This window comes from Massilia rubra, from assembly GCF_011682065.1.
Taxonomy (GTDB): Bacteria; Pseudomonadota; Gammaproteobacteria; order Burkholderiales; family Burkholderiaceae_D; genus Telluria_A; species Telluria_A rubra.
Map to the genome: position 1 here is coordinate 48,998 of NZ_VUYU01000019.1, position 23,339 is coordinate 72,336.

Genomic DNA, 23,339 nt, shown 5'->3' on the forward strand with positions numbered 1-23,339 from the left:
GCTGACATAATTGGGGAGATTTGGACGTAAAAAAAGCCGGGAAGACCCGGCTTTTTCGTAGTTGCATTGCAAGCATGATGCCTGCAATGCAACAGTGTGACATGCGCTACTTAAGCAGCTTCGCCAACAACAGCGATCGTGATCTCGGCCACGACGTCGGTGTGCAGAGCGACTGCAACAGCGTGTTCGCCAGTCGTTTTCAGCGGGCCGGTAGGCATGCGTACTTGCGATTTTTCTACAGCGAAGCCCGCTTTCGTCAGCGCTTCAGCGATGTCGAAATTGGTGACCGAACCGAACAGACGGCCATCGACGCCCGCTTTTTGAGCGATCGAGATGGTCATGCCGCCCAGCTTGTCGCCTTGGGCCTGGGAAGCGGCCAGCTTGGCAGCTGCTGCTTTTTCCAGTTCGGCGCGCTTGACTTCGAATTCAGCGACGGCCGATGCGGTAGCACGGCGAGCCATGCGTTGCGGGATCAGGAAGTTACGTGCGTAACCGTCTTTGACTTTAACAACATCGCCCAGGTTGCCGACGTTAACAACTTTTTCCAACAGAATGATTTGCATAGAGTTCTCCAGTTTATCCGCAGCGATTAAGCGTGGTGCAGATCGGTGTATGGCAGCAGCGCGAGATAGCGGGCGCGCTTGATTGCGGTGTCAACCTGGCGCTGGTAGTGCGCTTTGGTACCGGTCAGGCGTGCTGGCATGATCTTGCCGTTTTCCTGGACGAAGTCTTTCAGGGTGTCTACGTCTTTGTAGTCGACCTGTTCAACGTTTGCTGCGGTGAAGCGGCAGAATTTCTTACGCTTGAACAGTGGGTTCTGTTGTTTGCGCTTTTCTTTAAGCTTGAGCTTGTTCTTGTCGAATTTTTTACCGAATGCCATTTGAGGCTCCTGTATCTAAAAATGTGCTGACGCCTCAGGCGGCGGCACAGAAATCAATGATGTGAAACACCAGGCTTTTGCTGCTGCGGTTCTTCTTGGCCAAAAATCCCGTGAACTGATGAACGGCGCCCAATTCGGCCTGGCTGAATCGTCCCGAAATCTCGCCCGCGGCAAGCGCGGTGATTTCGAATTCGACCAACCTGGCAACCCCTGCTTCCATCTGCTGCGAACTGTGCATCAGGGTGGCGGTCACGATGGGCACGCCGGCCGGGGTGTAGCGCAATACGTCGCGCTCGCAAATCTGGGCTACGAACTGGAGTTGATTCACCGAGGTGAGGTCATTCGCGTTCAGGGAGTCTTGTCAACAATTACGCTGCTGCGGCTGGAGCTGGCGCTGGCGCGGCTGCAGGAGCAGGCGCTTCAGTGCGGTGGCTCTTGGCTGCGTCTTCACGTTGTACCGATTTCATCATCGGCGACGGCGTGGTTTCAGCCTTCTTCATCTTAACGGTGAGGTGACGCAGCACGGCATCATTGAATTTGAACGCGGTTTCGAGTTCCACGAGGGTCTCGTTGTCGCATTCGATGTTCAGGCAGATGTAGTGCGCTTTTGGCAGCTTCTGGATCGAGTAAGCCATCTGACGACGGCCCCAGTCTTCAACACGGTGAACCGAACCGCCGCGCGTGGTTACGCTGGCTTTGTAGCGTTCGATCATCGCCGGGACTTGCTCGCTTTGGTCCGGGTGGACGATAAAAACGATTTCATAATGACGCATGCATAACTCCTTAGGGACGTTTAAACAAATGCCCACCTCGGCGTCAAGACGAGTGTGGGAAGGGAAAGCCGGCGATTATAGCGTCAATTTGGACAACAAGCAACACTTCGATTGCCCTGGACCATCATGCGACGGGCACGGCGGTCGCTTTCTCACAGATAAATACCGGGCAGCGACGCTCACGCCTGCAGCGCGAGCAGCGACGTCGACAACGCTCCTACGCCGGGCTGGTCCGCCGTGGCGCCCTTGGCATGATCCCCACGCATCGCAGGCAGGCGGACCCGTCCCGTCACGGCACGAAGTCGTCGTCGAGCAATTGTTGCACGCTATAGGGTAAAGCCGATGGAAATCCGTTTCTGGATAGACCGGTTTCCCTGGCGGCCATGCGCCTGGCCCGCGCATAGCGTTGCTGGGCCACGTGTGCGATGGTCGGAACCAGGCTCGGACTTTCGCGCACGAGCTCGTCGATCTGGCCACGCTGGTGGTCGATCGTATTGAGCCAACTGGGCGACTTGTGGCTGGGCTGGAACTGGCATTTAAGTAGATGCATCATCAGCACTTCCAGGCGACTTCCCAGCTCCCTGCGATGATGTCCCACCATGGCTCTCAGCTCCTCTATCAGATGATGAACGTCAAGCTGATCGAACTGCCTTGCACTTAACAAACTCGCCTGCTGCTCGACCCACAGTACGAAGTCGTCCTCATATTCAACAGGTGGCACCATGAGACGGTCCATGACATCACTCCTCGATCGTTGTCGCGCTACGGCGCCAAGCACCTTGCCGAACAATTGCTGCGCCGTCACCCTGCGCTTTTACGTCCTTGCTTCGCACCGCAAGGGGCGTCCTCTTCTCGATGTTGGACAGCCCCTGTCGCAAATAATTCCCCGTTCCGCTAATTAACCCTTGCATTGCGCGAAATACTGTACAAAAATACAGTCTGTCCATATACACAGTCCCGCACATCGATGATCAAGCTCACACCACGGCAAGAACAAATCCTCAACCTGATCAAGGATGCGATCGAGAACACGGGCTTTCCTCCGACCCGTGCCGAGATCGCCAATGAACTGGGCTTCAAGTCGGCCAACGCGGCCGAAGAGCACCTGCAGGCGCTCGCGCGCAAGGGCGCCATCGAAATTTCGCCGGGCACCTCGCGCGGCATCCGCCTGATCGGCGCCAGCGTCGACGCCATTCCCATGCCGCCGCCGAACCTGCTCATGTCGCTGCCGCTGGTCGGGCGCGTGGCCGCCGGTTCGCCCATCCTGGCGCAGGAACATGTGGAAGCGACCTACAGCGTGGACCCGGCGATGTTTTCGTCGCGGCCCGATTTCCTGCTCAAGGTGCGCGGCTGGTCGATGCGCGACGCCGGCATCATGGATGGGGACTTGCTGGCCGTCAAAAAGGTCGACAGCGCCAAGAATGGCCAGATCGTGGTGGCCCGCATCGGTGACGACGTCACCGTCAAGCGCTACAAAAAGACCGGCTCGCTGATCGAACTGCTGCCGGAAAACCCGGACTTCAAGGTCATCCACGTCGATCCGGCAAGCGACGATTTCGCGCTCGAGGGCCTGGCGGTGGGCTTGATGCGCAGCTGGAACTGAGGGCGCGGGCGCAGCCTGGCTGCGCCCGCCCGGTTCAATCGCCCTTGCGCGGCGCGGTTGCGGCCGCATCGGTCACGATGCGGTTGTGTTCCTTGATATAGGCGTCGGTGGCGCTGCGCCAGGCGCCGAAGTCGGCCAGCACCAGCTTGGCCGAGACCTTGGCGTTTTCGGCGATGCCGGCATACACGCCTTCCAGGTGCAGGCGCGACTGCTCGGCTTCGTCCTTGGTCAAGAGGTCGGCGATGTCCTTGGGAATGCGCTTGGTCAGCGGGCTCGCGTCGTTCAGGTTGCGCACGAAGGCGTTGTAGCAATCCTGCCAGGCGGCGACCTTGGCCGACACGCTCTCGATGTCGTCATTCTGCTTCGACATGGCCGGAATGCGCGGCGCCGGACAGCGGAACTGCCCTGCGCTGAGCTCGGCGCCATCGTATTTGGATATCCAGTAATCGAGCTCGGCGCGCCGCGTGTCGCGCTTTTTGATCATCTCGAGCGAGCCGGCGGCGGTCTTGTTGCCCTTGGCCGCCGATTTCTTGAACCAGGCTTCGGCCTTGGCCAGGTCCACCGTCCCTGCCTCGCCGTAAAAATACATTTCGCCCATATGCAATTGAGCTTCGGCATTGCCGGCATTAGCCAGTTTGGTGTAGAGCTGCAACGCTTGCGGATAGGACTTTTTCGCGAACAGGGCGTTGGCGTCGGCCAGCTCGTCCGCTTGCGCCACGCCGCCCAGCATCAATGCCAGGCAAAACAGGGTTTTCTTCATTGCATGTCTCACGATGGGATGTCCGGATTCGCATCATAACCGGATTGGCGCGGCTCGACAGGGGCACCGCTTTGCCGTAAAGTATCATTTTTTACAACATTTATCATTACTTATGAGCAAGCGAAACAAGTGCGCGGTGCGCGCCGGCAACCGGTTCCCCCTTCCCTTCAAGCTCGCTTAGGACGCCCAATGCGACGTTTCGAATGCTGCGAAGGCGCGTCCAACAAATTCTGGGAAGTCGGGCAGGATGGCTGCGATGTCCATGTCCGCTACGGCAAGGTGGGCACGGCGGGACAAGGGCAAACCAAGACCCATCCGGACCACGCGACGGCGGTGGCGGCAATCGACAAACTGATACGCGAAAAAACCGGCAAGGGCTATGCTGAAACCGGCGCCGCGCCGCCGCTGGCAGCTGCGCCTCCGGCGCCGCCCGCCCCCGCTGCCCCGCCCGCCCCGCTCCGCATCGCCGTGCCAGGCGGTGTGGCGCCCTGGCTGGCGGTCGAGCCGCTGGTCGACATCTCGCCCGAACTGGCGGCGCTGGCAATGCCGTCGCGCCGGTTTCCCGGCATAGCGCGCGCCATCGACGCCGGCGCATGCTGGAACGACTTCAAGCTGGTCACCCGCGATTGCACATTCAGTGCGGAGCTCTCCGATCCCGTGTACCGCGCTGCCGTGAGCGAAACCATCGAGCGCATCGCCCACGACCGGCGGCGCGGTTCGCCCATGTCGGACGCCATCATGATGCTGCTGGAAGCGAAAACCGGTTCCGGCTACGACGAGGTGCACACCAGCGCCTTCACCGACTTCCTGGTGAGCGACCGGGGCTTGCCCTACGCCGTCGCCGTGTATCTGCAGCGGCTGGGAATGGTCCTCGACCAGGAGCGCGATCCCTCCGGCCTGGCGTACGCCATCAGCGCCGACGTGGACAATAGCGGCTACAGCTGGCTAAACGGCGGCTACCGCGAGGTCGACATGCTGTTGCGTGAGCACCTGGCGCAGGCGCGCGAGGAGGACTGGAACGAGTGCGTGCGGTCGATGCGGCAGGCCGCACCATCGCTGCCCGACTGGCGCCGTCCCCTGCTGGCCATCCTGCTGCCCGATGCGCCGGACCTGGCCAACGAACTGACCCTGGGCACGCAGTCGCCGGAAGGCCAGCCACCCGCACCCTGGTTCGAACAATACGAGTGGTTCAAGGCCTACGCCAGCTCGGACGCCGCCCTCAAGGCGTTGCGCCGCTGGCCCAAGGCGGCAAGCTGCGGTGAGTACCACATCGGCAGCTCGGCCAGGCACGCGGCCACGGTGGTGCGCGACCGTGGCGCCGGCGCGGTCGCGCTCCTGGCCCCGCATGCCATCTACAAGGAAGCCTCCGACGCGCTCAGTTGCATCGGCACGTACGAAGCGATGACGGCGCTGGCGCTTGAAACACTGGGCAAGTCGTATTCGTCCGCGCGTTTTGACGCTGCGGCCGCGCGCTGGCCGCAAGCGGCGATGGCCGTGTTGAGCGAACTGATTGCCAGGGACGGGTGCGGACCGCATTTCGCACGCTGCGCGCTGGCCCAGGTACTCGCCACCAGCGCCCACATGGTCCCGGCGTTCAAGCCGTGGCTGTCGGCAGGTGCGTGGAAGGTACTGTCGAACGCCGCCGCGCGCTACCTGGCCGTGCCGGACATCGCCGACGCGGCCGACCTGCCGCCGGTGCTGGTCAACCCGCCCTGGAAAAACCCATCGAAAAAGTCGACCCACGCAGCCGCGCTGGCGCTGGCCCCGATGCCCCTGGCGCCGGTAGAACGATGGAGCGCGCAGCAGCGCGAACAACTGGGCAAGGAGACCCGCCACGTTCACTACCACGGCCCGGCCACGCCGTTCGCCGACGCCGCCATCGCGGCCGGCGACGCCGATGCGCTGATCGCGGCATGGCACGCCAGCACCGGCTCCTACCATCCGCCGGAACAAGGCGCGCGCCTGATCGCGGCGCTGCCGGCGCCACTGAACGCCCAGGTCTGGAACGCGCTGGCCACCACCGACATCAACCACCCGGCCTGCGCCATCGCCGCCACGGGCCTGGCCGGCTTGCCCGCCCTGGTGCTCCTGGTCGCACAGCAGCCGGTCGATAACCTGGCCTACGCGCTGCACTTCGGCGCGGTCGAACTGGCAGCGCCGGTGGCGCGTGCCTACGCCATGCCCAAGCCGAAAAAGATGATCGCCAGCGCGCGCAACTGGCTGCTGCGCAATCCGGAACATGCCGCCTGTGGCCTGGCCGCCGCCGCCCTGGGCGAAGCGGGCGCGCCGCGCGAGCAGGCGCGCCAGGCCCTGCGCATGCTGGCCGGCGCCGGCCATGACGGCGTGCTGATGGACGTCGCCGCCCGCTATGGCGACGCCGCCGTCACCGACGCCATGCGCGCCATGCTCGATGAAGATCCGCTCACGCTGCATCCGTCCAAGATCGGCAAGTTGCCATCGTTTTGGGACCCGCTCGGATGGACCCGCCCTCTCTTGTCCAGCAACGGCAAGGCGCTGCCCGACACGGCGCTCGACATCATCGGCGCCATGCTGCGCTTCCCCCACACCGACCGCATTTACGCCGGCGTGACCCAGCTCAAACAGGCCTGCACGCCGGACTCGCTGGCCGATTTCGCCTGGGAGCTTTTCCGCGCCTGGGTCGAACGGGGCGGCGATACCAAGGAAAACTGGGCGTTTTACGCGCTCGGCATGCTTGGCAACGACAACAGCGCGCGCATGCTCGCGCCGCTGGTGCGCGCCTGGCCCGGCGAAAGCCTCAACGCGCGCGCCGTGGTGGGCCTGGACGTGCTGGCCATGATCGGCAGCGACACCGCCCTGATGCTCCTGCACGGGATCGCCCAAAAGGTCAAGTTCAACGCACTGCGGTACCACGCATACGACAAGATCAGCGAGATCGCCGCATCGCTCGAACTGAGCACCGAGGAACTGGAAGACCGCCTGGTGCCCGACCTGGACCTGGACGAACATGGCGAAATGCAGCTCGACTTCGGCCCGCGCCAGTTCCGCGTCGTCTTCGACGAGGCGCTCAAGCCCTGCCTGCGCGATGCGCAGGGCGCGCGCCTGGACGAGCTGCCCAAGCCGAAAAAGACCGACGACGCCGAGCTGGCGGCGGCCGCCGTGGCGCGCTACAAGCTGCTCAAGAAGGATGCGCGCAGCATCGCAGCCCAGCAGGTGCTGCGCCTGGAACAGGCAATGTGCGGGCGGCGGCGCTGGACGGCGCAAGCCTTCCGTGACTTCCTGGCAGGCCACCCGCTGCTGCGCTATCTGGTGCAGCGCCTGGTGTGGGGCGCGTACGACGGCGACGGCAAGCTGCTGGCCAGCTTTCGCGTCGCGCCCGACGGCGGCTACACCGACCATGCGGACGACGCCTTTGCACTGGCGCCGGGCGACGCTATCCGGATCGGCATCCCGCACCCGCTCGAATTCGACCCGGCCGTCCTGGCCGCCTTCGCCCAGCTGTTCGCCGACTACGAACTGCTGCAGCCGTTTGCCCAACTCGCGCGCGACACGCACACGCTCACGCAGGCCGAGCGCGACGGCCAGGCGCTGGCGCGCTGGGACGGCGCCGTGGTCAGCACCGGACGCCTGCTTGGCCTGGTCGAGCGGGGCTGGCACCGCAACATCGGCAGCGGCGGCGAAACGGTCGAATTTTCAAGGTGGTTCGGTCGGGGCAAGCTGGCGCACCTGCACATCGCGCCGGGCCTGACGGCAGGCTTCATCCACGGTGACGAAGTACAGACGCTGGTCAGGCTGGTCCTCGAACACTACCGCGTCGAGGAGGACGCGCGCCTGTCCGCGCTCGACCCGATCGATGTCAGCGAATTTATCCGGGTAATGGAGCAATTATGCGCGTGATACCGCCGTCCGATTCCATCGCGCCGTGGCTAGCGGCCGGCGCGCTGGCCGACATGCCGCCCGAACTGGCCGCGCACGCCCTGCCCTCGCGCCGCTACCCCGGTCCACCGTTTTGCGCGACCAGCAGGGAGCGATGGGTGCTGTTCCTGACCCGGATGCGCGAAAACTGCACACTGCAAGCGGGCGGCGATTGCGCGCACCAGCCGGCCGTGATCGACACCATCGAGCGCCTCGCCAAGCGCAGGCAGCTTGGCACGCCGGAAACCGATGCGGTCCTGCTGGCGATGGAAAAAATTAACGAAAAAAGGCGGCCGGCGTCCGAAGGCTGTCCTTTTCTCGACGTGCTGGTGGCGGACAAAGGTCTGCCGTATGCCTTCGACATCATGCTCCGGGCGCAGCGCCTATGCCTCGAACCGGCTGCCGGCCCCGATAAAAACGGCTATGAAGTGCACGCCAACAGCGACGGCGCCCGCCAGCCCTATGGCATCACCGACCTGGCGCTGCGTGCCCACCTGGCGCACGCCCCGCAACAGATCTGGGAACAATGCGTCCGCATGGCGCGCGACGCGGCAAAGGAACTGCATGCCAGCACCCGCCCGCTGCTGGCCGCGCTGCTGCCCGATGCGCCGGAACTGGCCAACGAACTGGCGCTGCACCTGGCGCCAGCCGACGTCGCCGCCTTCGCCCGGCTGTTCGCAGACTATGAACTGCTGCAGCCGTTTGTGCAGATCGGGCGCGACACGCACCTCCTGGACGACGGCGAAGAGAAGCTCCACGCGCTCGGTTGCTGGTACGGTGAGGTGGTGCCGACCGGGAGCCTGCTCGGCCTGCTCGAGCAGGGCTGGCGGCGCGGCCCGATGCAAGATGGTGGCGTGCTGCGGGAAATTGCCAGGGACCTCGGCGGCGGCTATGCGGCGGTCCTGGGCTTCGAGCCTGGTATCCCGGCCGGCATGCCAGGCGAGAACGCACAGCAAACCCTCTGCTCGGTGGTGATCTGGCGGCCCGGCGAGGCGGGCATGCGCAACAGCGCGCCCTTGTCGTCGCTCGACGCGGCGGTCGTCAGTGAGCTGATTGGCGACATGGCGCGCGTATGCGCATGAACGAACACCAGGCACACAAGGCACATGATGCGACAATCTGACACAAGCGGCGCCGTCGCGCCGTGGCTCGACGTCGGCCCGTTGGTCGACATTCCCGCCGCACTGGCGGCTGAAGCGCTGCCCTCGCGCCGCTTTCCCGGGCCGGCGCCACACCCCGATACCGACGCCATCTGGGACCGCTTCATCCCTGCGGCGCGCCGCCACTGCGTGCTCGACCCGGCTGGCTCGGACGACCAACAGCTGGTGCGCGAGGCGGCGGCGCGCATCGCCAACGGTGAACGGCGCGGCTCGCCGGCCTGTGACGCGGTGCTGCTCGCGGTCGAGCGTCATCTGAACTTCCCCTATCTTCCGCTCATCGATGGCGCCTCCCTGATCGACGTACTGGTCGCCGACCGGGGCCTGCCGCATGCGCTTGAAGCACTGATCGGCATGGAAGGCACCGCCATCGAGATGACCAGGGCTGGCTATGGCGTGCGCGCCGCATCCGACCAGCGCGGCTTCCTGTGTAACGACACGTACGACCCGACCGAGCTGACGCTGCGCAGCTACCTGGCGCTCGCGCCTGACGACGTCTGGGAAGAATGCGTGCGCCTCAGCCTCGCGGCGACAGAGCGTCTCTACACCTGTCGCCGTCCGCTGCTGGCGGCCTTGCTGCCCGATGCACCGCAGATTGCCGACGCCATCGCACTGACGCTGCAGCCGCCGCCAAGCTACTATGGACTGGACTGGCTGGCCCAATACGGATGGCTGCTTGCCTATTGCGGCTCGCCCGAAGCGAGGAAAGCGATCCGCCAGTGGCGCCGCACCTGCCACGACGCCGATTTCGGCTTCTGCCGCTCGCGACAAGCGCTCGTGACGATCGTGCGCGATCGCGGCGTCGACGCGGTCGAGGCCTTGAGACTCGGGGCCATGCATGAAGAGGCAGCCGCCACGGCGCTGGCCTGCATCGGCACCACCGAGTCGCTGACCATACTGGCGCAGGCGTGCGACCACGGCGAGGCGCAGTGCGCGCGTTTCGCGCTGGCCGCCGCGCGCTGGCCACAGGCGGCGATTGCGGTGCTGAGCGAATTGATCGCCAGGGACCATTGCGGGCCGGCGCGCGCGCGCCGCTTCCTGGCCGCGCTGGTCAAGCAGCATGCCACAGGGGTGGCGGCGTACCAACCGTGGCTTTCGCCGCGCGCATGGAAAGTGCTGTCCGACGCCGCCGCGCACTATCTCAGCGTGCGCGATATCGCAGACGCGTGCGACCTGCCACGCATCCTGGCCAATCCACCATGGACCACGGCGGCGAAGAAAGCCGCGCCGGCGCTGGCGCTGGCGTCTTTGCCGCTGGCGCCGGCCATGCGCTGGAGCGAGCAGGAACGTGCCCAATTGCGCAAGCAAGCACGCTACACCGTCATGTCATACAAGAGCGAGCCGGACCCGCTGGTGCCGGCCGGGGCCAGCGCCGACGCCGACGCGACCACCATCATCGCCGCCTGGCTGGCCTGCCTTGCCGGCGGCAGGCACCTGGACGACGCCGCGCGCATGATCGCCGACTTGCCTGCGCCGCTCAACGCGCAGGTCTGGAACGCGGTGGCTCAGGTCGAGGTCAACCTTCCCGGCTACGCGATTGCGGTACTTGGGCTGGAAGGGCTGCCTGGCCTGGTGAGCATGGTCGAGCGGCGCCCGGCGCAGGACCTGGCGTACGCACACCACTTCGCCGCCGTCGAATTGGCCGCGCCGGTGGCGCGCGTATGGGCCACCCTGAAACGCAAAGAACTGCGTGCAAGCGCCGGCAAATGGCTGCTGTCCAATCCGGAACACGCCGCCTGCGGACTGATTGCGGCGGCGCTCGGCAAGCCAGGCGCTGCGCGTAACCAGGCGCGTGGCGCACTGCGCCTGCTCGATGCGGCCGGCCATCGCGCGCTGCTGCTCGACGTGGCCAGCCGCTACGGCAAGGCAGCCGTGACCAGCGCCATGGGCGCCATGCTCGACGAAGATCCGCTCGACCTGCACCCGGCAAAAATCGCCAGCCTGCCGTCGTTCTGGACGCCGCAACTGTGGACCCGCCCTCTGCTGGCAAGCAACGGCAAGGCGCTGCCCGACGCCACGCTCGACACCATCGGCGCCATGCTGCGCTTTCCGCATGCCGACGGCGTCTATGCGGGCGTGGCCGTGCTCAAAGAAGCGTGCACGCCGGACTCGCTGGCCGATTTTGCGTGGGAGCTGTTCCGCGCATGGGTCGAAGACGGCGCGCAGCCGAAGGAAAACTGGGCCTTTTTCGCGCTCGGCCTGATCGGCAACGACGACAGCGCGCGCAGGCTCACGCCCCTGCTGCGCGCCTGGCCCGGCCAACAACTCAGCGCGCGCGCCATCGCCGGCCTGGACGTGCTGGCCCTGATCGGCAGCGATACCGCCCTGATGCTGCTCAACGGGATCGCGCAAAAAGTCAAGTTCAAGGCCTTGCAGGAGCGCGCCCGCGAAAAGATCGCCGTCATCGCCGACGCGCGCGGCTTGAGCGCCGAGGAACTGGAAGACCGCCTCGCGCCCGACCTGGACCTCGACGAACAGGGCGTGCTGCTGCTCGACTTCGGCCCGCGCCAGTTCCGCGTCGGCTTCGACGAAACACTCAAGCCATGGGTGCGCGATACCGGTGGCACGCGCCTGCCGGACCTGCCCAAGCCGAAAAAGACCGACGACCCGGCCTTGGCGGCGGCGGCCCATAAACGCTACACGCTGCTCAAGAAGGATGCGCGCACGATCGCCGCGCAGCAAGTGCTGCGGCTGGAAATAGCGATGTGCGCGCAGCGGCGCTGGCAACGCCAGGTCTTCGTCGACTTCCTGGCCCACCACCCGCTGCTGCGCCACCTGGTCCAGCGCCTGGTCTGGGGCGTCTACAGCGTCGCAGGCGATGCGCTGCTGGCGTGCTTCCGGGTCGCGCCGGACGGCACGTTCACCACGGCGAACGACGACGCTGTCGACCTGCCGCCCCACGACGCGGGCAAGATCGGCATCGTGCACGCGCTCGACCTGCCCGCCGCCGACGCCGACGCCTTCGCGCGCCTGTTCGCCGACTACGAACTGCTGCAACCGTTCGCGCAGATCGGCCGCGACACGCACCGGTTGGGCGACGCCGAAGCGGGCCAGGAGGCCCTGGCGCGCTGGGACGGCACGGTGGTGCCGAGCGGACTCGTCATGGGCTTGGTGAACAAGGGCTGGCGCCGGGGCCCGGTGCGCGACGGCGGCGCCATCCGCACCTTCACCAAGGCGCTCGATGGGGAGCACCTGGCCGAACTGCACATCACGCCGGGCCTGATCGCCGGGCTCACCGGCGAATATCCGCAGCAGACCCTGGGCGAGGTGCGGGTCGGGCGAGGCGACAACTGGGGCTGCATCGGCCAGCCGGTGGCGCTGTCCTCGCTCGATCCGGTGACGGCCAGTGAGCTGATACGCGACATGCACAATCTGTGCGCCTGAGCCGGCGCGGACACCAGTAAACTTTCAGGACACATGATGCGGCGATTTGAATTGAGTGATGACGTTTCGAGCAAATTCTGGCAAGTCGACCAGGGAGGCAACGATCTTCATATCTGCTTCGGAAAAATCGGGAGCGCCGGCCAGCGCCAGTGCAAAAACTACGCCGACGAGGCCATGGCCGGCACCGCGATGGAAAAGCTGATCCGCGAAAAAACCGCCAAGGGCTATGCCGAAATCGCAGCCGGCGAGGTGCTGGCAGTGGCGGCGAGCGCGCCGACAGTGGCCAGTGCCGCCGGGCCGGCCATCCTGTCGCCGGAACTGGCCGCGCACGCCCTGCCCTCGCGCAGTCATCCCGGACCGCCGCCGAGTGCGGATGCCGACGCCAGATGGAATCTGTACCTGGAACGCGTGCGCCAGCACTGCGAGCTGCGTCCGCGATCGACGGGGTCGATTTACTTCGCCGCCGTCAACGAAGCCATCGAGCGTATTGCCAATGGCGGGCGGCGCGGCTCGGAAGCATCCGACGCTATATTACTGGCGACCGAAAGCGTTATCGCGGCCCGAGCCGGGCTCGCGCGCGACAATGCGTTCATCGACGTACTGGTGGCCGACAAGGGCCTGCTGTACGCCATGGGGATCGTGCTGCGCAGGCAGCGCTTTGTCATCTCGTACGATAGCATTGACGGCAAGGGCTTCTACCAGATTCACGATCCCGACACCTACGACGATGAGTTTTTCGGCGATACCGAACTGGCCCTGCGCACCCACCTCGCGCATGCGTCGCAAGACGTCTGGGAACAATGCGTCGAGATGGCGCGCCACGCCGCGCAAGGCCTGGACAGGCGCCGCCGCCCCTTGCTGGCGGCGCTGCTGCCGGATGTACCCGAGCTGGCCAACGAAATCGCCCTGATGTTGCCGCCGTATCGGGATAACCAGTCCATGTACTGGTCCGCCAACGATGCCTGGCTGATGGTGTACGCCACCGCGCCCGAGGCGCTCGAGGCGCTGCGCGCGTGGCCGTATCGGCCGATGGGACCTTTTCACGAGTCGCTCACCGCCGTGGCCTGCGCGATCCAGGATCGCGGGGACGGCGCCTTGGAGGCGCTCCAGGATGGCGTCGACAAGGAAGCGGCGGCCAACGGGCTGGCGTGCATCGGCACGGCACAATCGATGACCGTGCTGGCACTGGGCTGCGGCCAGGGCCAGACACCGTTCACGCAACTGTGCGCCGCCGGCCAGCGCTGGCCGGAAGTGGCCATGACGGTGCTGAGCCAACTGATCGCGAAGGACCACTGCGGCCCCGCCCGCGCACGCCAAGTGCTGGCCAGCATCATGCCGGTCCATGCCAGCCGCGTTAGCGGCTTGAAGGCGCTGCTGCCCGCGCCGGCATGGAAAGTGCTGTCGGTGGCCGCCGCGCAGTTCATCACTGCGCGCGACTGCGCCGACGCGAGCGAACTGCCGACGGTCCTGGTCGACCCGCCATGGCACGCGCCCGCACGCAAGGAAGCGCCGCCGTTCGCGCTGGCGCCCTTGCCGCTGGCGCCGGTCGAAACCTGGAGCGAGGAAGAACGCCAGCGGTTGCGTGATGAATGGCGCAGTTTTCTCGGTTACACGAGCACTTCGCCGGAGGCACTGGCGCATGCGGTGGACGCGGTAGCGGCGGCCGATACCGACGGCAGCCTGGCGCGCTGGGTCGACTGCCTGCTGCCGGAGCGCGCGTTCCAGGGACGCACGCTGGAGATCCTCGCACTGCCCGCACCGGTCAATGCCAGGGTGTGGAACGCGCTGGCCGCCATGGGCATGGACCACCCCGGACAGGCCATCGCCACGCTCGGCCTGGCCGCCCTGCCAGGACTGGTCGAGACCTGCATCCGCACCCCGGGCCAGCACATAGGCTATGCGCAGTACTTCGGCGCCGTCGAACTGGCGCTGCCGGTGGCGCGCACCTACGCCACGCTCAAGGGGCGCGCTCTGATCGCTACGGCGCGCGCCTGGCTGCTGCGCTTTCCCGAACACGCCGCCTGCGGCCTGATCGCCGTCGCCCTGGGCCAGCCCGGCCCGGACCGCGACCACGCGCGGCGCGCCCTGCGCCTGGTGGCCGCCAACGGCCAGCGCGCATTGGTGACGACCGTCGCCAGCCGCTATGGGCAGGATGCGGTGGGCGAGGCATTGGGCGCCATGCTCGATGAAAGCGCACTGCGGCTGTATCCCCCAAAAATCGGCAAACTGCCGCCGTTCTGGACACCGCTGGTCTGGACCCGCCCCCTGTTGGCCGGCAGCGGCAAGGCCTTGCCCGACGCGGCGCTCAATGCGATCGGCATCATGCTGCGTTTTCCGCACAGCGACGGCGTGTACGCCGGCGTGACCGAGCTCAAACAGGCCTGCACCCCGGCCTCGCTGGCCGACTTTGCGTGGGAGCTTTTCCGCGCCTGGATCGAGGACGGCGCCAAACCGAAGGAGGACTGGGCCTTTTATGCGCTTGGCCTGCTCGGCAACGACGATAGCGCGCGCAAGCTCACGCCGTTGCTGCGCGCCTGGCCCGGAGAAAAACTGCACACGCGCGCCGTCGCCGGGCTGGACATCCTGGCAATGATCGGCACCGATGCGGCCCTGCTGCATCTCAACGGCATCGCGCAAAAGCTCCAGTTCAAGGCCTTGCAGGACCGCGCGCAGGAAAAGATCGCCGCCATTGCCGAGGTCCGCGGCTTGAGCGCCGAGGAACTGGAAGACCGCCTCGCGCCCGACCTGGGCCTCGATGACCGCGGTACGCTGCTGCTCGACTTCGGGCCGCGCCAGTTCCGGGTCGGCTTCGATGAAGCACTCAAGCCTTTCGTGCGCGACGAGCGCGGCGCGCGCCTGGCCGACCTGCCCAAACCGAAGCAGAATGACGATCCCGATCTGTCGGCGGCGGCGGTTGAGCGCTACAAACAGCTCAAGAAAGACGCGCGCACCCTCGCCGCGCAGCAGGTGCGGCGCTTGGAGAGCGCGATGTGCGCCCAGCGCCGCTGGCCGCGCCGGGTATTCCTCGATTTCCTGGCCGGCCACCCACTGCTGCGCCATCTGGTGCAGCGCCTGGTGTGGGGCGTGTATGGCGCCGACGGCGCTTTGCTGGCCTGCTTCCGGGTCGACGTGGACGGCGCCTTCAGCGACGCCAGCGACGACAGTTTTACGCTGCAGGACGGCGACGACACGCTGGTCGGCATCCCGCATCCGGTGGACCTGCCGGCGGCCATGGCCGCCGCCTTCGGCCAGCTGCTCGCCGACTACCAGCTGCTGCAGCCGTTCGCGCAGCTCGGGCGCGACACATACCGGCTGGACGCCGATGACGAGGGCCTGCACGCCCTGGAGCGCTGGCGCAAAATCGTACCGACGGGCAGCGTGCTTGGCCTGGTCAACCAGGGCTGGCGGCGCGGGCAAGCATGGGACGGCGGCGCGATCGGTGAATTTACCAAGATGCTCGGCGGTGCTTACATTGCCGAACTAAGCATTTCGCCGGGTATCATTGCGGGCATGGCTAACGAAAGCGCGGAACAAAGGCTAGAGCAACTGGTGGTGCGGCACGGCGACGGGTCGGGCCGCATGGGCGGCAGCGTGGCGCTGTCCTCGCTCGATGCGGTCATGCTCAGTGAGTTGATCAGGGATATGGAATGGTTATGCGCCGCCGAAGGCGCGCGTGCGATGTGAATTGAAGGACAGATGATGCGGCAATTTGAATTGAGCGATGACGTTTCGAACTCGGGCGACACCGCGCCCTGGCTTTCCTGCGGGCCGTTGGTCGATGTGCCGGCGGCGATGGCTGCAATCGCCCTTTCCTCGCGCCGTTTCCCCGGTGCGCCGCCGCGCACCGATGCCGATCAGGCGTGGAAGCTGTTCCTCAGCCATGCGCGCAACGAAAGAGCGCTGGACGCCGTCAGGTCCGACGCGCCGTTCCAGGATGGCGTGATCGAGGCCACCGGGCGCATTGCGCAAGGCGTGCGCGCTGGCACACCGATGTCCGACGCGATCCTGCTTGCGGTTTCCACCTTGTTTTACGATAAGCTGGACGCATCGGAAGGCGCGCCCTTCGTCGATTTTTTGGTGGCGGAAAAAGGACTGCCCTACGCACTCGATGTGCTGCTGACCTGCCTGGAAAAGATGAGGATCAAGCGCACATATACGGACGGCGTGCTCACATGGCACATCGCGGCCGACCGCGACTTGCAGTTTTCGCAGCATCCGCTTTTGTTCTCCCCGACTGAACTGGCGCTGCGCGCTCACCTCAGTCACGCCGCCCCGGCACTCTGGGAGCAATGCGCGCAGACGCTGCGCGAGGCGGTGCCGCGCATGCCCGAACAGCGCCAGGCGCTGCTGGGCGCCCTGCTGCCGGACCTGCCCGACGTGTCGGATGCAATGGTGCGCGCGCGCGGCTTCGTGCTGCGCTCGAACGACTCGTGGCTCAACACCACCGCCAGTGCATCCGTGCGCATGCAGGCGCTCGAATCGGGCAATCCGCACGAAGGCACGAATGGATTTTACGAGGTCCCCGCCGCCGTGGCGGCGGTGGTGCTGGAGCTGGGGGCCGAGGCCGTGGCGCTGCTGCGCAGCGGGGTACAGATCGATCTCGCTGCCGAGGGCCTGACCTGGATCGGCACACCCGACGCGGTGGAGATCCTGGCGCGCCGGGTGCTTGCGAGCGACAGCGGCAGGGCGCTCGAATTGCTCACCATGGCGGTGCGGCGCTGGCCGTACGCCGCACTGGCCGCATTGGCCGAGCTGAGCGCACCGGAACGCTACATGCCGCTCACGCTGCGTGATCTCCTTGCCGGTCTGGTGGCGGCCCATCTCGACGCCCTGCCGGCATTCAAGCCATGGCTATCGGAGTCTGCGGCGGCGCTGTTGGACACGATCATGGCCAGGATCGCCAGCGCCGGCGAGATCGCCGACGTCGCCGATCTGCCGCCGGTGCTGGTCAATCCGCCCTGGTTGAAAACACGCAAGAAGGCAAAGGCGCTGTCGCTGGAACCGCTCGCACTGGCGCCGTCCGCACACTGGAGCGACCAGGAACGCGAGCAGATGCGCCAGGAAGATCGCGACGGCGTGCCTACTGTTTTCGGCGATGCGTTCACGGTGCCACGCGACGCAGCTCAAGCCGCCGCCGTGGGCGACATGGCAGGAGTGCTTGCGGTGTGGGAGGCGTATGCGAGGCCGGGCAACAGCGCCGTGGGAAGCTGCGTGCACGCCTTTATCGACCTGCCGGCGCCGTATAACGCGGCGGTGTGGAACGCGCTGGCCGGGAATAAGATCGAATCGCCCGGCTACGCTGTGGCCACGCTTGGCCTGCACGGCCTGCCCGGTTATGTCACGATGTGCGAACGGCGCCCGGGCACCGACCTTGGCTACATGCGGCACATCGCCGCCGTCGAACTGGCCGCGCCCATGGCGCGCGCCTACGTGATCCTGAAAGCGAAAGAAGTACGCGCCACCGCGCGCCGCTGGTTGCTGGCATATCCCGAACATGCCGCCTGCGGCCTGATCGCGCCCGCCCTCGGCAAGCCGGGCGCCGGCTGCGACCAGGCGGCCGACGTCTTGCGCATGCTGGCGGCGGCCGGCCACGACGCCCTGCTGATGCAGGTGGCGGGGCGCTACCAGCAGGCGGCGGTAAGCGCCGCCCTGCGCGCGCTGCTGGACCAGGACCCGCTCGAGATGGTCCCGGCAAAAATCCCCGTCGCTCCCGCGTTCTGGCGAGTCGACACGTTTACCCGTCCGCGCCTTGCCAGCAACGGCAAGGCGCTGTCCGACCATGCGCTCGACCTGCTCGGCGACATGCTGCGCTTTCCCCAGGGCGTGCGGGTCTACGCCGGCATCACCCAGGTGCGGCAGGCCTGCACGCCGGCCTCGCTGGCCGCGTTTGCATGGGACCTGTTCGGCGCCTGGGAGCTCGATTTCGGCAACCCAAAGGAAAACTGGGCCTTTGCCGCCATCGGCGGTGCTCGGCGACGACAACCTGGCGCGCAAGCTGGCGCCGATGATCCGCGACTGGCCCGGCGAAGGCTTGCATGCGCGGGCCGGATACGGCCTCGATGTGCTGGCCGCAATCGGCACCGAGACCGCCATGATGCTACTGAGCGCGATCGCGCAACGCGGCGGCACGGCGAGCCTGCGCGAAAAGGCGCGCGAGGCGATAACGCAGGTCGCGGCGGCGCGCAACATGACCGCCGACGAACTGGAAGACCGCCTGACGCCAGAACTCGGTCTCGACGAGCAAGGCACCCTGCTGCTCGACTTCGGCCCGCGCCAGTTCCTGGTCGGCTTCGATGAAGCGCTCAAGCCATATGTGCGCGACCAGGACGGCGCGCCGCTGGCCGACCTGCCCAAACCCCGGCAAGGCGACGACGCCGACCTCGCGCGCGCCGCCACGGAGCGCTACAAGACACTCAAGAAAGACGTGCGCGGCATCGCCTCGCACCAGGTGCAGCGGCTGGAGATGGCAATGTGCACACAGCGGCGCTGGACGCCCGAGATCTTCCTGGCCTGCCTGGCTGGCCATGCGCTGGTGCGCCATCTGGTACGGCGCCTTGTCTGGGGCGTGTATCGCGACGGCCGGCTGGAAAGCTGCTTCCGGGTCGGCCAGGATGGCTGTGTCACCGACGGCGCCGACGACGCGTACGTGCTGGCGCAAGGCGACGATATCCGCATCGGCATCGCGCATGCGGTGGAGATGTCGGCCAGCGACACGGCGGCCTTCGGCGATCTGTTTGGCGACTATGAGCTGGTGCAGCCGTTTCAGCAGATGGGCCGCGATACGTACGCGCTGAGCACGGCCGAACTGGCATCGGGCCGTTTGCTGCGCTGGGACGGCGTGGTGGTGCCGACCGGGCACCTGATCGGCCTGACCAAGCGAAGCTGGCGGCGCGGCCGCACGCAAGAGCGCAGCTACGTGCGCGACGCCAGCAAGGCCATGGCGGGCGGCTTGCTGGCCGAACTGACCTTCGAACCGGGCTTCATGGCCGCAATGGTCGACCAGCATCCCGAACAAACCTTGAAGCAGGTGCTGCTCACCGGCCCCGGCACGCAGGGCGCACCGCTGGCGGCGCCCGATCCGGTCGTCGCCAGTGAACTGATACGCGACCTGCAACAACTGTGCGTCTGAAACGGCGCCGGCAGAAATCCATTTTCCAGGACATGCATGATGCGGCGATTTGAATTAGACGATGGCGTTTCCAGTAAATTCTGGGAAGTCGGGCAGGCCGGTTGCGAACTGCATATCCGCTTCGGCAGGATCGGCACCGCAGGACAAAGCAAACCGAAAACCTTCGCGGACGAAGCCACGGCGGCCGCCGCGCTGGTCAAACTGGTGCGCGAAAAGACCGCCAAGGGCTATGTGGAGACAAGCGCCGGGGCCTGCATCGCCGTGGTGGGCAATTCCGCTGCCGCCCCAGCAGCGCAACCGCCGGCCGGCGACATCGCCCCATGGCTCGCCTGCGGACCGGTGCTCGACCTGCCTACCGGCCTGGCCGCGCTGGCCCTGCCCTCGCGCCAGGCACCCGGTCCGGCGCCGATTACCGACGCCGACCGCGCCTGGGATATGTACCTGCAGGTCGCGCGCCCGTACGGCGACCCGGCCATGTCCATCTGCGACACGCATCTGCACGCTGGCCTGAACGAGGCCATGCAGCGCATCCGGCAAGGCACGCGCAGCGGCAGCATGCTGTCGGATACGATCATGTTCGCCATCGCCGCCCAGTTCTGGTCACCAAAAGAATTCAATGGCGCCTTTCCTTTCCTCGATTTTCTCGCGGCTGAAAAAGGACTGCCTTATGCGGTCGACGTGATGTTAACCGCCATGCAACAACTGAGCGCCAATTCAATACGCGCGAGCGCCGCCATGCCCAACGAGCGCTGGCAGGTGCGCGCAATCGGGCCCGATGCGACGCTGACCGATACGTACTACCGTATCAGGACAAACCGGGCGCTTCACCAGCACCTCGTTCACGCTAACGAGGCAACGTGGAATCAGTGCATGCAAACGATTGGTGAGCGTCTGGCGCGTTTGCCAGCAGCCTACCGCGCGAATCTGGCGCCCTTCCAACCCGACGCGCCACTTATCGCGCTGCGGCCCTTACCAGAGCAAGGAAACGAGACCTGCCGCCCTCCCGCGTCTCTTTCGCAGATGTACGCCACCCTTGCCAACGCCAGGGCACTGGTGATGGGCGCCGGTCGCGACACCGAGCTGTATCGTGACAGCGCGCTCACGGTCATGGCCACCTTGATCCGGGAACACGGCGCCGATGTCGCCACGCTGTTGCATGCCGCACCCACCATTGAGCTGGGCACCGAGGCGCTCACCTGGATCGGCACGCCGCTGGCCATCCACACGCTCGGGCGCGAACTGGTGGAGGCCAGCCGTGGATTTTTCCGCCAGCCCGCCGTCGACGCGCGCCAGCGCTTGCGCGACGTCGTGCGGCGCTGGCCGCTGGCGGCGATCGCGGGCCTGGCACAGCTGATCGCCACCGAGGACCAGGTTCCGCAGGCGGTCCACGAGATGCTGGCCACGCTGGCCTACGAACACCTCGCAGTTCTTCCCGCTTTCAGGCCGTGGATAACGGCGCCGGCGGCGGCGGTGCTCGATGCGATCAGCGCCAGCTTCACCGACGACACGCTTGCCGCCGATGCCGACCTGCCGCCGGTGCTGGCCAATCCACCCTGGCTGGCGCCGCGCAAAAAGGCGGTCGCGGCGATGTCGCTGGCGCCGCTGCCGCTGGCGAGCGTCGCGCACTGGAGCGACGAGGAACGCGAAGAGATGCGCATGGAGGAGCGCGAGACGCTGTTTACTTACGCCACCCAGGCCACGGCGCCAGCGCACAGCGCGGCGGCCATCGCTGCCGGCGACACCGCCGGCCTGATCGCCATGTGGCAGGAAGCGGCGCAAGACAACAAGTTCTTCGCGGCCTGCGTGCATCTCATCGCCGACCTGCCGGCTCCCTGCAACGCGGCGGTATGGAACGCCACCGCCGGGCACCCGATCAATTCGCCCGGCTACGCGGTGGCAACCCTGGGCCTGAGCGGCTTGCCGGCCCTGGTGACGATGTGCGAGCAGCGTCCTGGCGACGACCTGGTGTACGCCCGCCACATCGCCGCGGTCGAACTGGCGGCGCCTATCGCACGCGCCTATGCGACCCTGAAAACGAGAACTGTGCGCGCCGCAGCCCGGCAATGGCTGCTGGCGTACCCGGAACACACCGCCTGCGCGCTGATCGCGCCGGCCCTGGGCAAGGCGGGCAACGTGCGCGAGCAAGCGGCCGACGTCTTGCGCATGCTCGCCGCCGCCGGCCACGACACCCTGCTGATGGAGGTGGCCGCGCGCTACCAGCAGCCTGCGGTCGGCGCCGCCCTGCGCGCGCTGCTCGACCAGGATCCGCTCGACCTGTATCCGGCAAAACTGGCAGCCGTACCGGATTTCTGGGCGCCGCGCAGCTGGCCCCGTCCGCACCTGGCCAGCAATGGCAAGGCGCTGGGCGACGCCGCCATCGACGCCCTCGGCGCCATGCTGCGCTTTGCGCAAGGGGAGCGCGTGTACGCCGGCCTGGCCCAGGTTCGCGCGGCATGCACGCCCGATTCGTTGGCCGCCTTTGCCTGGGATCTGTTCATCGCCTGGCAGAACGATGGCGGCAGCGCCCGCGAGAACTGGGCCTTCACCGCCCTGGGCGTGCTGGGCGACGACGACATCGCCAGGAAGCTCGGGCCGCTGGTACGCGAGTGGCCGGCCGACGCCATGCATTCGCGCGCGGCATTCGGGGTCGACGTACTCGGCGCGATCGGCACCGATGTGGCCCTGCTGGAGTTGCGCGCCATTGTCAAGCGCTTCAATTCCGGAACGCTGAAAGAGAGCGCGCGCGCAAAAATCGCGCAGATTGCCGAGGCGCGCGGCATGAGCGCCGACGAACTGGAAGACCATCTCACGCCCGAACTGGGGCTGGACGAACAAGGCACGCTGCTGCTCGACTTTGGCGCGCGCCAGTTCCTGGTCGGCTTCGACGAAGCGCTGCGTCCTTATGTGCTCGACCCGCACGGCGCGCACCTGGCCGACCTGCCCAAGCCACGCAAGGACGACGACACCGAACTGGCGGGTGCAGCCGTGGTGCGCTACAAACAGCTCAAGAAAGATGTGCGCGCCATCGCCCTGCAGCAGGTGACGCGGCTGGAAATGGCGATGCGCACGCGGCGCCGCTGGACGCCGGAAAAATTCATGACCTTCATGGCCGGCCATGCGCTGGTGCGCCACCTTGCGCAACGGGTGGTGTGGGCCGCGTATCGCGACGAATGCCTCGAAGCGTGCTTCCGGCTCACGCCCGACGGCTCCTTTGCCGATAGCGCCGACGACACATACGCGCTGCCGCAGGACGACGGCATCCGCATCGGCATCCCCCACCCGCTCGACATGACGGCTGCCGACCTGGCGGCGTTCACGCAGCTGTTGACCGACTATAAGCTGATGCAGCCGTTTTCCCAGCTCGATCGCGACACCTATGCACTTGCCGACGCCGAGATGACGTCGGACCGCTTGCTGCGCTGGGATGGCGTGCCGGCGGCGAGCGGCGGCATCCTGGGACTGGGCAAGTGGGGCTGGCGGCGCGGCCGCACGCAAGAACGCAGCTACGTGCACGACTTCAGCAAGGCCATGGCCGACGGGCGGGTGGCGCTATTGAGCTTCGAGCCGGGCATCATGATCGCCGCAACCGAGGAACATCCTGAACAAATCCTCAGGCTGGTGCTGGTCGGAAGCAGCGACCAGCTCGGATATTATCCACGCGACCCGGTAGCGCTGGCGCAGCTCGACCCGGTCGACGCCAGTGAACTGATACGCGACATCGAACACTTGCGCGCCTGAGACGGCACGCGCGCACACCAT

General features: G+C 66.5%; 14 protein-coding genes. 8 read left to right on the forward strand and 6 right to left on the reverse strand.

What is annotated here, in order from left to right; all coding sequences use genetic code 11:
- Positions 1 to 110: 110 nt before the first annotated feature.
- The 5 genes from rplI to F0185_RS23995 all read right to left on the reverse strand — a co-directional run bounded on the left by rplI (position 111) and on the right by F0185_RS23995 (position 2,389).
- A complete protein-coding gene (gene rplI / locus F0185_RS23975; protein WP_166891657.1) occupies positions 111 to 563 on the reverse strand; it encodes a 50S ribosomal protein L9 in 453 nt (150 codons plus the stop codon).
- Between the two features lie 26 nt (positions 564 to 589).
- Complete coding sequence (rpsR, locus tag F0185_RS23980; RefSeq protein WP_008450941.1) at positions 590 to 880, reverse strand: 30S ribosomal protein S18; 291 nt, start codon at positions 878 to 880, stop codon at positions 590 to 592.
- Positions 881 to 914: 34 nt separating this feature from the next.
- Positions 915 to 1,208 carry a primosomal replication protein N gene (gene priB / locus F0185_RS23985; RefSeq protein ID WP_167228708.1) on the reverse strand — a complete coding sequence of 98 codons (294 nt, stop codon included), beginning with the start codon at positions 1,206 to 1,208 and terminating at the stop codon, positions 915 to 917.
- Between the two features lie 40 nt (positions 1,209 to 1,248).
- On the reverse strand, positions 1,249 to 1,653 hold the full coding sequence (gene rpsF, locus F0185_RS23990; protein WP_166891664.1) for a 30S ribosomal protein S6: 405 nt from the start codon (positions 1,651 to 1,653) through the stop codon (positions 1,249 to 1,251).
- A gap of 289 nt (positions 1,654 to 1,942) precedes the next feature.
- Entirely contained in the window at positions 1,943 to 2,389 is a 447-nt protein-coding gene (locus tag F0185_RS23995) for a DUF29 domain-containing protein (RefSeq protein ID WP_167228710.1), read from the reverse strand.
- Between the two features lie 231 nt (positions 2,390 to 2,620).
- On the opposite strand from F0185_RS23995, the gene lexA reads away from it, so the two are divergent.
- Complete coding sequence (gene lexA / locus F0185_RS24000; RefSeq protein ID WP_166891669.1) at positions 2,621 to 3,256, forward strand: transcriptional repressor LexA; 636 nt, start codon at positions 2,621 to 2,623, stop codon at positions 3,254 to 3,256.
- Positions 3,257 to 3,290: 34 nt separating this feature from the next.
- On the opposite strand, the gene F0185_RS24005 is transcribed toward lexA, so the two are convergent.
- A complete protein-coding gene (locus F0185_RS24005) occupies positions 3,291 to 4,016 on the reverse strand; it encodes a tetratricopeptide repeat protein (RefSeq protein WP_167228712.1) in 726 nt (241 codons plus the stop codon).
- Between the two features lie 189 nt (positions 4,017 to 4,205).
- Between F0185_RS24005 and F0185_RS24010 the strand changes: the two genes are divergently transcribed.
- Genes F0185_RS24010 through F0185_RS24040 form a run of 7 tightly spaced genes read left to right on the forward strand, consistent with a single transcriptional unit; the run spans position 4,206 to position 23,318 of the window.
- On the forward strand, positions 4,206 to 7,892 hold the full coding sequence (locus tag F0185_RS24010; protein WP_167228714.1) for a WGR and DUF4132 domain-containing protein: 3,687 nt from the start codon (positions 4,206 to 4,208) through the stop codon (positions 7,890 to 7,892).
- Complete coding sequence (locus F0185_RS24015; RefSeq protein ID WP_167228716.1) at positions 7,883 to 8,992, forward strand: DUF4132 domain-containing protein; 1,110 nt, start codon at positions 7,883 to 7,885, stop codon at positions 8,990 to 8,992. Before F0185_RS24010 ends, F0185_RS24015 begins: the two co-directional genes overlap by 10 nt.
- A gap of 24 nt (positions 8,993 to 9,016) precedes the next feature.
- Positions 9,017 to 12,451: a DUF4132 domain-containing protein gene (locus F0185_RS24020; protein WP_167228718.1), complete on the forward strand. Its 3,435-nt coding sequence runs from the start codon at positions 9,017 to 9,019 to the stop codon at positions 12,449 to 12,451.
- A gap of 51 nt (positions 12,452 to 12,502) precedes the next feature.
- Positions 12,503 to 16,135: a DUF4132 domain-containing protein gene (locus F0185_RS24025; protein ID WP_167228719.1), complete on the forward strand. Its 3,633-nt coding sequence runs from the start codon at positions 12,503 to 12,505 to the stop codon at positions 16,133 to 16,135.
- Positions 16,136 to 16,150: 15 nt separating this feature from the next.
- Positions 16,151 to 18,748: a hypothetical protein gene (locus tag F0185_RS24030; RefSeq protein WP_167228721.1), complete on the forward strand. Its 2,598-nt coding sequence runs from the start codon at positions 16,151 to 16,153 to the stop codon at positions 18,746 to 18,748.
- Entirely contained in the window at positions 18,639 to 19,580 is a 942-nt protein-coding gene (locus tag F0185_RS24035; RefSeq protein WP_167228723.1) for a DUF4132 domain-containing protein, read from the forward strand. The genes F0185_RS24030 and F0185_RS24035 overlap by 110 nt, the downstream gene beginning before the upstream one ends.
- A 36-nt stretch (positions 19,581 to 19,616) precedes the next feature.
- Positions 19,617 to 23,318, forward strand: a complete 3,702-nt coding sequence (locus tag F0185_RS24040) for a DUF4132 domain-containing protein (protein ID WP_223164565.1) — start codon at positions 19,617 to 19,619, stop codon at positions 23,316 to 23,318.
- Positions 23,319 to 23,339: the final 21 nt, after the last annotated feature.

What these genes read in the sequence shown, in the direction of transcription:
- F0185_RS24040 (WP_223164565.1), top strand. Translation starts at nt 19,617, where the DNA reads ATGATGCGGCGATTTGAATTAGACGATGGCGTTTCCAGTAAATTCTGG.
- rpsR (WP_008450941.1), bottom strand. Translation starts at nt 880, where the DNA reads ATGGCATTCGGTAAAAAATTCGACAAGAACAAGCTCAAGCTTAAAGAA.
- lexA (WP_166891669.1), top strand. Translation starts at nt 2,621, where the DNA reads ATGATCAAGCTCACACCACGGCAAGAACAAATCCTCAACCTGATCAAG.
- F0185_RS24035 (WP_167228723.1), top strand. Translation starts at nt 18,639, where the DNA reads ATGACCGCCGACGAACTGGAAGACCGCCTGACGCCAGAACTCGGTCTC.
- F0185_RS23995 (WP_167228710.1), bottom strand. Translation starts at nt 2,389, where the DNA reads ATGGACCGTCTCATGGTGCCACCTGTTGAATATGAGGACGACTTCGTA.
- rpsF (WP_166891664.1), bottom strand. Translation starts at nt 1,653, where the DNA reads ATGCGTCATTATGAAATCGTTTTTATCGTCCACCCGGACCAAAGCGAG.
- F0185_RS24030 (WP_167228721.1), top strand. Translation starts at nt 16,151, where the DNA reads ATGCGGCAATTTGAATTGAGCGATGACGTTTCGAACTCGGGCGACACC.
- rplI (WP_166891657.1), bottom strand. Translation starts at nt 563, where the DNA reads ATGCAAATCATTCTGTTGGAAAAAGTTGTTAACGTCGGCAACCTGGGC.
- F0185_RS24005 (WP_167228712.1), bottom strand. Translation starts at nt 4,016, where the DNA reads ATGAAGAAAACCCTGTTTTGCCTGGCATTGATGCTGGGCGGCGTGGCG.
- F0185_RS24010 (WP_167228714.1), top strand. Translation starts at nt 4,206, where the DNA reads ATGCGACGTTTCGAATGCTGCGAAGGCGCGTCCAACAAATTCTGGGAA.
- F0185_RS24015 (WP_167228716.1), top strand. Translation starts at nt 7,883, where the DNA reads ATGCGCGTGATACCGCCGTCCGATTCCATCGCGCCGTGGCTAGCGGCC.
- F0185_RS24020 (WP_167228718.1), top strand. Translation starts at nt 9,017, where the DNA reads ATGATGCGACAATCTGACACAAGCGGCGCCGTCGCGCCGTGGCTCGAC.